This is a genomic window from Hymenobacter sp. H14-R3, from assembly GCF_030063445.1.
GTDB lineage: Bacteria > Bacteroidota > Bacteroidia > Cytophagales > Hymenobacteraceae > Hymenobacter.
In genome coordinates this window covers 19,763-27,701 of the sequence record NZ_JASITD010000042.1, presented here as the reverse complement: position 1 = coordinate 27,701, position 7,939 = coordinate 19,763, and the positions used below count along the sequence as shown (strand labels likewise).

At 60.0% G+C, this 7,939-nt stretch carries 7 protein-coding genes and 1 tRNA gene; 5 read left to right on the top strand and 3 right to left on the bottom strand.

Features of this window, described 5'->3' with window-relative positions:
- Window positions 1–353: 353 nt before the first annotated feature.
- Entirely contained in the window at window positions 354–758 is a 405-nt protein-coding gene (gene arfB / locus QMK33_RS22290) for an alternative ribosome rescue aminoacyl-tRNA hydrolase ArfB (protein WP_283566837.1), read from the bottom strand.
- A gap of 77 nt (window positions 759–835) precedes the next feature.
- The gene (locus tag QMK33_RS22285; protein WP_283566836.1) at window positions 836–1,786 is read right to left on the bottom strand and encodes a 3-oxoacyl-ACP synthase III family protein; all 951 of its coding nucleotides are present in this window, start codon (window positions 1,784–1,786) and stop codon (window positions 836–838) included.
- A 195-nt stretch (window positions 1,787–1,981) separates the two neighbouring features.
- Here QMK33_RS22285 and QMK33_RS22280 point away from each other — a divergent pair, with 195 nt between their 5' ends.
- Window positions 1,982–2,476: a hypothetical protein gene (locus QMK33_RS22280; protein ID WP_283566835.1), complete on the top strand. Its 495-nt coding sequence runs from the start codon at window positions 1,982–1,984 to the stop codon at window positions 2,474–2,476.
- A gap of 59 nt (window positions 2,477–2,535) precedes the next feature.
- On the opposite strand, the gene QMK33_RS22275 is transcribed toward QMK33_RS22280, so the two are convergent.
- A tRNA-Phe gene (locus QMK33_RS22275) sits at window positions 2,536–2,608 on the bottom strand.
- Window positions 2,609–2,793: 185 nt separating this feature from the next.
- Between QMK33_RS22275 and QMK33_RS22270 the strand changes: the two genes are divergently transcribed.
- From QMK33_RS22270 to QMK33_RS22255, 4 genes are all read left to right on the top strand, one after another.
- Window positions 2,794–4,176: a 4Fe-4S dicluster domain-containing protein gene (locus QMK33_RS22270; RefSeq protein ID WP_283566834.1), complete on the top strand. Its 1,383-nt coding sequence runs from the start codon at window positions 2,794–2,796 to the stop codon at window positions 4,174–4,176.
- A 28-nt stretch (window positions 4,177–4,204) separates the two neighbouring features.
- Window positions 4,205–5,113: a (Fe-S)-binding protein gene (locus QMK33_RS22265; protein WP_283566833.1), complete on the top strand. Its 909-nt coding sequence runs from the start codon at window positions 4,205–4,207 to the stop codon at window positions 5,111–5,113.
- A 216-nt stretch (window positions 5,114–5,329) separates the two neighbouring features.
- Window positions 5,330–5,818: a hypothetical protein gene (locus QMK33_RS22260; protein ID WP_283566832.1), complete on the top strand. Its 489-nt coding sequence runs from the start codon at window positions 5,330–5,332 to the stop codon at window positions 5,816–5,818.
- Between the two features lie 80 nt (window positions 5,819–5,898).
- Entirely contained in the window at window positions 5,899–7,851 is a 1,953-nt protein-coding gene (locus QMK33_RS22255; protein ID WP_283566831.1) for a CHU_0125 family OmpA-like outer membrane integrity protein, read from the top strand.
- Window positions 7,852–7,939 lie beyond the last annotated feature (88 nt).

Genomic DNA, 7,939 nt, shown 5'->3' with positions numbered 1-7,939 from the left:
TCTGCACTTTGCTGGATAAGGCGCCGAGTTGCCGGCGTTGTTGTGGCGCAGCCGTGTGGTAGTTTTCCCATAAGTTGGCCTGAAAGCTACGACGCAAAATCCCTCCCCCATCCTCCGGGACCATACACTTAGCCTCATTCCTTTGTACTAGAAAATACGCCTTCCCCCGCGCAGTGCCCTCGCCCTTTCTGACTATGAAACACGCCTACTAGCCGCTCTTCCCCGCCTCTACCCTATCCAACCACTCGCTCTACCTGCCTTCTACTTCACCAAGGCCCACCCTGAAGGGGTGGGCCTTTCTGCTTTTTGAGCCTTGCTGGGCGGCAACCTATGTGCAGTGGTCAGGCCAGCCGCTACTCGGGTCGCCGCCGGTTGGCTTTCTTCTCGCTTTGTATCTTTTTGCCTTCCAGGCGCTTGCGCACGGCGCCGGCCCCGGGGCGGGTAGCGCGGCGGGGCTTGGGGCGGCGCAGGCTTTTTTGCAGCAGCTCGTAGAAGCGGGCCAGCGCAATTTCCTTGTTGCGCAGCTGGCTGCGGTCGTCTTGGGCAATTACTTGCAGGAGACCCTCGGCGGTGAACTGCCCCGCCAGCTTTTCCAAAATGAGTTGCTTTTGCAGCGCCGTGAGCACCCCCGACTCCTGCAAGTGCCAGCGCAGCTCCACGCGGCTTTCCACCTTGTTTACGTTTTGCCCGCCCGGCCCGCTGGCCCGGCTGGTCTGAAACGTGATTTCGGGCAAAAAAGCAGCAGCAGGCGGCAGCATAAATTTCAGTTATCAGTTAGCAATCAGTTAAGAAGCATAAAATAGCTTCTTACTAATAATTGCTCATTACCAATTGCTTACTGTCTCTCCAGCAGCATGGCCCCATAGGAGTAGCCGCCGCCGAATACGGTGATAATCAGATTGTCACCCTGCTTGATATTGGGCCAGATTTCGGCTAGGCCAATAGCCGCGCCCGCGCAGCCCGTATTGCCTAGGCGCTCGATGTTGTTCACGGCGCGGGCGGGGTCGAGGCCCAGCTGCTTTACCACGTTGGCCGAGATACGCAGATTAGCCTGGTGAGGAATAAGGTAGCTTAACTCATTTACTGTCAACCCGTTGGCATCAAGTAATTGCTGTGTGATGCGCGCCATATAGGTGCAGGCCTGCTGAAACACATCGCGCCCAAACGGCATCACGATGCCTTTATCTACGGGCTTGAGGGTTACGGCTTCGTCGGCCTTGCCCATGGGCGCGGCCCCGCCCGTAAGCACCTGCACCACGCGCAGGTCGGTGGGGGCCAGGCGCTCCTTGGTAAAAAGCAGCGCCGCCGCGCCGTCGCCCCACAGGTGGCCCGCCATCGTGTCCTCCTCGTTGTTGTAGGCCGTGTTATGCTCGGTTACCACTACCAGCGCGCAGCTAGCTTTGCCGAGAGCAAAGTAGCCCTCCACAATCTCAATCGCGTTGAGCAGTGACGAGCAGGCCGACGAAATACTGACCACCGGTATCTCGTTGATATTCAGCTCGCGCTGCACGGCGTGGGCGGCGGTATAAATGGTGTCGTGCGGCGTATAGGTGCCGGCCACAATGAGGTTGATGCTGGCCGGGTTAAAGTCAGGCAGCCCCGCCACCAGGGCGTGGGTGGCCGCGATGGCCATCGTGTTCGCATTTTCGTCCGGCCCGGCCTTACGCCGCTCCCGGATACCGGTGCGCTCGGTTATCCAGTCGGAGGCGAGGCCGTTGAGACGGGTAAAATGTTCGTTGGTAACAACGGCCGCCGGCAGGTAGGAGGCCACGTAATGCAAGTACACGCAGTGGGTAGTGGGTGAGAAAATATCAGTACAAAGGTCCGGCTAACAAACGTTAGGCCCGGAGAAAAAGCTGCAAAAGCCGGAATCTTATACGTAACCGGGCCATAATAAGTATGCGGGGCGCACTAGCGGCCGGGGGGCTGGCGTTGGCATCGTAGTTGCCAACGCCACGCCAGCCTTGCTTTGCTACCACTTATGACGCACCCACACTTTGTTCGCCTCTGCGGGCTGCTGGCCCTGTTTTTGGGCTTCGGCCACGGGGCCGCCGCCCAAAAATACACTACTGCGCTGGGCGCCCGGCTGGGGGGCGGCAACTACGGCATCACGCTGCAACAGCGCGTGGCCTCGCGAGTCACCATTGAGGGCATTGCCGGGCTGGGTCAGCGCGAGTACAGCGGCACGGTACTGGGCGAGTACCATTTTGGTATTCTGGGGCCTAGCCTCAACTACTACTTTGGGGCGGGCGGCCACGTGGGGCACAACAAAGACGCGGGCGGCTTCAGCGGCCTCGACGGGCTGGTAGGCGTCGAATACAAGGTGGCCTTTTTGCCCGTGGTACTCAGCTTCGATTTCAAGCCCACCGTCGAGTTTAGCGGCAACGACTACGCCCGGTTCCCCACGGCCTTCTCTATCCGCTACGTTTTCATCAAGCGCAAAACCAACCTGCTCGATACCATTCGGGGTCGGTAGCGGCTGCATATTGGAACGCAAAAAGGGCCTCTAGCGTACTGCTAAAGGCCCTTTCTTTGTGGCGACAGTTGGAATCGAACCAACGACACCAGCATTTTCAGTGCTGTGCTCTACCAACTGAGCTATGTCGCCGTTTTGCCCCAAGTAGCTTTTGAGCTGCTTGGGAGTGCAAAGGTACTAAAAATGCGTTACGACGCAAGAAATGATGCGAAAAAATTTCTTTTAGCGAATATAAAGCCAGGGCCGAAGGCAGAAAGTAGTCGTCATGCCTACTAATTTGCAGCCCCATCCCACCCCGCCGCTTATCTTTACCGTCTATGCTGCAACCCATCCTTTTCGCGCTGCTGTTACTGGCAGCCTTCGGCCTGTTTGCCTGGCAGGTTCAGAAAATCAGGGCCAATATTCTCGTGGGCCGCGACCGCGACGCGAGCGGTCACGCCGCTGAACGCTTTACCAAAACACTGCTTGTGGCCTTCGGGCAGCAGAAGATGTTTAAACGCCTCACCCCGGCGTTTTTACACCTCATTGTGTACGTGGGCTTTATCGTTATCAACGTGGAGGTTATCGAGATTATCATCGATGGCCTGTTTGGCACGCACCGCTTTCTACGCTTCCTGGGGCCGGTGTACAGCGCTCTCATGGCGACCAACGAGGTGCTGGCGGCGCTGGTGCTCATTGCGGTAGCCGCCTTCTGGTGGCGCCGTAACCACAACCCACCTTTGCGCCGCTTCACCGGCCCCGAGCTGCGCATGTGGCCCAAACTCGACGCCAATATTATTCTCTACATCGAGGTGGCTCTGATGCTGGCGCTGTTCTTCATGAACTCAGCCGATATTCGGCTGCACCAGATGGAGGGCAAGGAACTGCCGGGCGCGTTCCCGGTCAGTCACTTTTTGGCCAACTTGCTGCCGGCCACCAGCGTGGCTACGCTGGAAGTAATGGAGCGCGCCGCCTGGTGGGTTCACATTACGGGCATCCTACTGTTTCTCAACTACTTGCCCAGCTCCAAGCACTTTCATATCATTCTGGCTTTCCCGAATGTGTGGTACTCGCGCCTGGTGCCGCAGGGGCAGTTTAGCAACGTGGAGAGCATCACCCACGAGGTGAAGGCCATGATGGACCCCAGCTACGCGGTGCCCGCGCCCGCTACCAACCCCGACGGCTCGGCCGTGGCGCCCACGCCCTTCGGGGCCAAGGACGTGGAGGACCTGCCCTGGACGGCCCTTATGAACTCGTACTCGTGCACCGAGTGCGGCCGCTGCACCTCGGTGTGCCCCGCCAACCTCACGGGCAAGCTGCTGTCGCCGCGCAAAATCATTATGGATACCCGCGACCGGGTGGAGGAGAAGTATAACTCGCCGCTCATCTTCCACCCCAACGTGTATGGGGAAGAAGCTAAGCACGAGCCCGTTACCGACCTAATGAGCGCCACGCTGCTGCGCGGCAAAGTGACGCCCGAGGAGCTGTGGGCCTGCACCACCTGCAATGCCTGCGTGGAAAGCTGCCCCGTGAATATCAACCCCCTGGAAAGCATCATCGAAATGCGCCGCTTCCTGGTGCTGGAAGAGTCGGCCGCGCCTAACTCGCTGAACGTCATGTTCTCCAACATCGAGAACAACGGCGCGCCGTGGGCCTTCTCGCCCTCCGACCGCCTCAACTGGGCCGACGAGCTGTACGCCGCCGAGAAAGCCACAGTATAGTATTGATTTATAAGCAGTAGCCTTCTATATGACTCCTACCTCCTCCCCTGCCGCCCCCACCAAGCGCCAACTCACCGTGCCTACCGTGGCCGACCTCGCGGCGCAGGGCAAAGTACCCGAAATCCTGTTTTGGGTGGGTTGCGCCGGCGCTTTTGACGACCGTTATAAGCGCGTGACGCGCGCCTTTGCCCGCATTCTGGAGCACGTGGGCACCGACTACGCCGTGCTGGGCCTCGAAGAAAGCTGCACCGGCGACCCCGCCAAGCGCGCCGGCAACGAGTTCCTGTTTCAGATGCAGGCTATGCAAAACATCACGACGATGAACGGCTACGGCATCAAGAAAATCGTGACGGCCTGCCCGCATTGCTTCAACACCATCAAGAATGAATACCCGGCGCTGGGCGGCGAGTACGAGGTTATTCACCATAGCACGTACCTGCAACAGCTTATTAATGAGGGCAAAGTAGCCGTGAGCGGTGGCGAAAGCTTCAAGGGCCGCCGCATCACCTTCCACGACAGCTGCTACCTGGGCCGCGCCAACAACATCTACGAAGCCCCGCGCGACGTGCTGGCCGCCCTCGACGCCGACCTTGTGGAGATGAAGCGCAGCAAGGCCAACGGCCTGTGCTGCGGCGCTGGCGGCGCCCAAATGTGGAAGGAGTCGGAGCCCGGCACGAAGGAAATCAACATCGAGCGCACCGAGGAAGCCCTGGCTACCCTCAGCGGCCAGGCCGCGGCCCTCGACAACCTGCGCGGCGTCGAAACTGAGCGTAGCACTCCCAGCGAGCACAGCCTGCAAGGTGCTATCATCGCCGTAAGCTGCCCCTTCTGCATGACTATGATGAGCGACGGTGTAAAAAACAAGGAGCAAGAAGCTAACGTCCAGGTGTTTGACCTGGCCGAGCTAATTGCCAGCGCCGAAGGCATTAACCGCTAATCGCAGATTTAGACAGATTGCGCTGATTTCGCTGATTCGGCTGGCGTGGTTTTGAGGGTGGGGCGCTTGGTGGCTTTTGCTTGCAAAAGTTGTCAAGCGCCCCTTTCGTGGTTTCCACTTTTAAAAGTTGGTACTTTGCGCCGGGGCTGGCCTAAAATTCGCCCCGCGCAAAACTGCGCCACCCGAATCAGCGCAATCTGTCTAAATCTGCGATTTATGTATGTAGCCTTTGACCACCTGCCGCCGCAGGCCCGCGTGTGGATTTACCAAGCCAGCCGCCCCCTCAATGAGGAAGAGTTGATGCCGCTGCTGCCGCGCCTGGCCGCTTTTGCGGAGGAGTGGACGAGCCACGGGCGGCAGCTGGCGGCCTCGGCGCAGTTTCTGCACCGGCAGTTTTTGGTGATTGGGCTCGACGAGGCGGTAGCCGGGGCCAGCGGCTGCTCCATCGACGCGTCGGTGCGCTTTGTGCAGGAGCTGGAACAGCGGCTGGGCTTGACGCTGCTGGAAAAGTCACGCATGGCGTTTCTGAGCAATGGCGAACTGAGCTTCCTCACCCGGCCCGAGTTGCGCGCGGCCATTGCCGCCGGGCAGGTGCAGGTTAATACGCTGTACTTCAATAACACGCTGACTACCAAGAGCGAACTGGACGAGCAGTGGCCAGCCCCAGCCGGCCAAACCTGGCTAGCTACCTATTTTGCGGCCTAGCTGAAGGCGAGGCACGAACGGGCCCGCCCAAACGGTTGTATTATTGTTTAGTAAACCAATAGACTCGCTATTTCGGCTGCATGGCTCTCCCTACCCGCTCCTCGTCCCTCAGAAAACTAGTATTACTCGGGGTGGCTGGCCCGGCCGTGGCATTAAGCGGCTGCGCCAGTTCGGGCAAGCTGAGCAAGGCTGATAAGCGCTTCATGCGCGGCGAATACGAGGCGGCCATTCCGCTCTACAAGGCCGACGCAACCAAGGGCAAGGGCAAGGGCGCGGCCATCGCCAACTACCGCATTGCGGAGGCCTACCGGCTGTCCAACCGCATCGACCAGGCCCTGCCCTACTACCAGGCCGCCGTGGATGGCAACGCCCGCACCGCCGACCTCGGCTACCGCTACGCCGAGGCGCTGCAAGCCGGCGGCAAGTTTGAGGAGGCCGCCACGCGCTTCACCACCTACGCCCAAAGCGGCACTAACCGTACCCTGGCCAGCCATGCCGAAGCCGCTGCTCGCAGCGCTAACGCCAGCAAGGCGCTGGCCGGCACGGCCGCCGCCTACGACGTGGCCCCGCTCGACGCGGTAAACTCACCTAGCTCCGATTTTTCGGCGGCCCGCATGCCCAACAGCGGCGAGTTGGTGTTTGCCTCGGGGCGCGATGGCAAGCCCTACCCCGGCAACGGCGAGCGCTTTACGGCCCTCTACGCGCAGAAATTTGATGACCCGGCGGCCATGACCGGCGGCACCCCGCGCAAGCTGGAGCCGCTGTTCAACAACGCTAACGAGCTGCAAGCCAGCGCCACCTACACGCCCGACGGCAAAACGATGGTGTTTGCCCGCTCGAACGATGGTTCGAAAAAGGGCTACCGCAGCGTGGATTTGTGGATTTCATACTACCGCAACGGGGCCTGGGTCGAGCCGGTGCTGGCGAACATCAACGACCGGACGGCCGACGACTTTGCGCCGGTTTTCGCGCCCGACGGCACCACAGTCTACTTCGCCTCGGGGCGCAAGGGCGGGCTGGGCGGCAACGACCTGTACAAGGCCACGCTGGGCAGCAACGGCCGCTTTTCGGCGGCCGAGAACCTGGGTGAAACCATCAACTCGGTGGGCAACGACAACTTCCCCGGCGTAGGGCCCGATGGCACGCTGTACTTCTCGTCGGACGGGCACCCGGGCTTCGGCAAACTCGATATTTTTCAGGTGCAGGGCGGCAAGCCCGTCAACCTGGGCGCGGGCATGAACACGGCGGCCGACGACTTTGCGCCCTTTTTTACCGCGCCGGGCGTGGGCGTGTTTTCCTCCAACCGCGAGGGCGGCAAGGGCTCCGACGACTTATACACGTTTAAGAAAAAGGCACGCAAGACAGTTATTTTCTACGTCGATGGCACGGTGCTGGAGCGCGACACGAAGGCCAACACCACCACGGCAGTACCCAGCGAAACCGTGACCATCACCAGCGGCAGCGGGCAAAAGCAGGACGTGCTCACCGGCCCCGATGGCAAGTTCTCGGCGCGGCTCGACTCGGCCCAGACCTATGCGCTTTTCGCCGACCGTAATAACGATTTCACGGCCCGCACCAGCCTGAGCACCGTGGGACGCTACCCCAGCCAGGAAACACTGACCCAGCCGCAAACCGAAATCCGGCTACCCGTGACGCTGACGCTCAATAAGATAGTGGTAAACCGCGCCATTGAGGTCAAGGATATTTTCTATGACTACGACAAGTTCAACATCCGCCCTGATGCCGCCCTGCGTCTCGATACGCTGGTGCTCACCTTGCAGGATAACCCCAAAATCAACATCGAGCTAAGCTCGCACACCGACCAGCGCGGCAAAGACGCCTATAACCTCAAGCTGAGCCAGCGGCGCGCCGAAGCGGCCGTAGCCTACATCGTGAGCAAAGGCATCGCCCAGAGCCGCATCACGGCCCGCGGCTACGGCGAAACCCGGCCCATTGTGAAAAACGCTAAGACGGAAGCCGAGTACCAGCGCAACCGCCGCACCGAGTTCAAGGTGACACGTATAGATAAGTAATTATTTATCAATTACTTACGAATCAATTGCAAGTTCTGAATGAGAGTCGGAAAGCCCCCGCGATGCGGGGGCTTTTTTGTTGGCACGG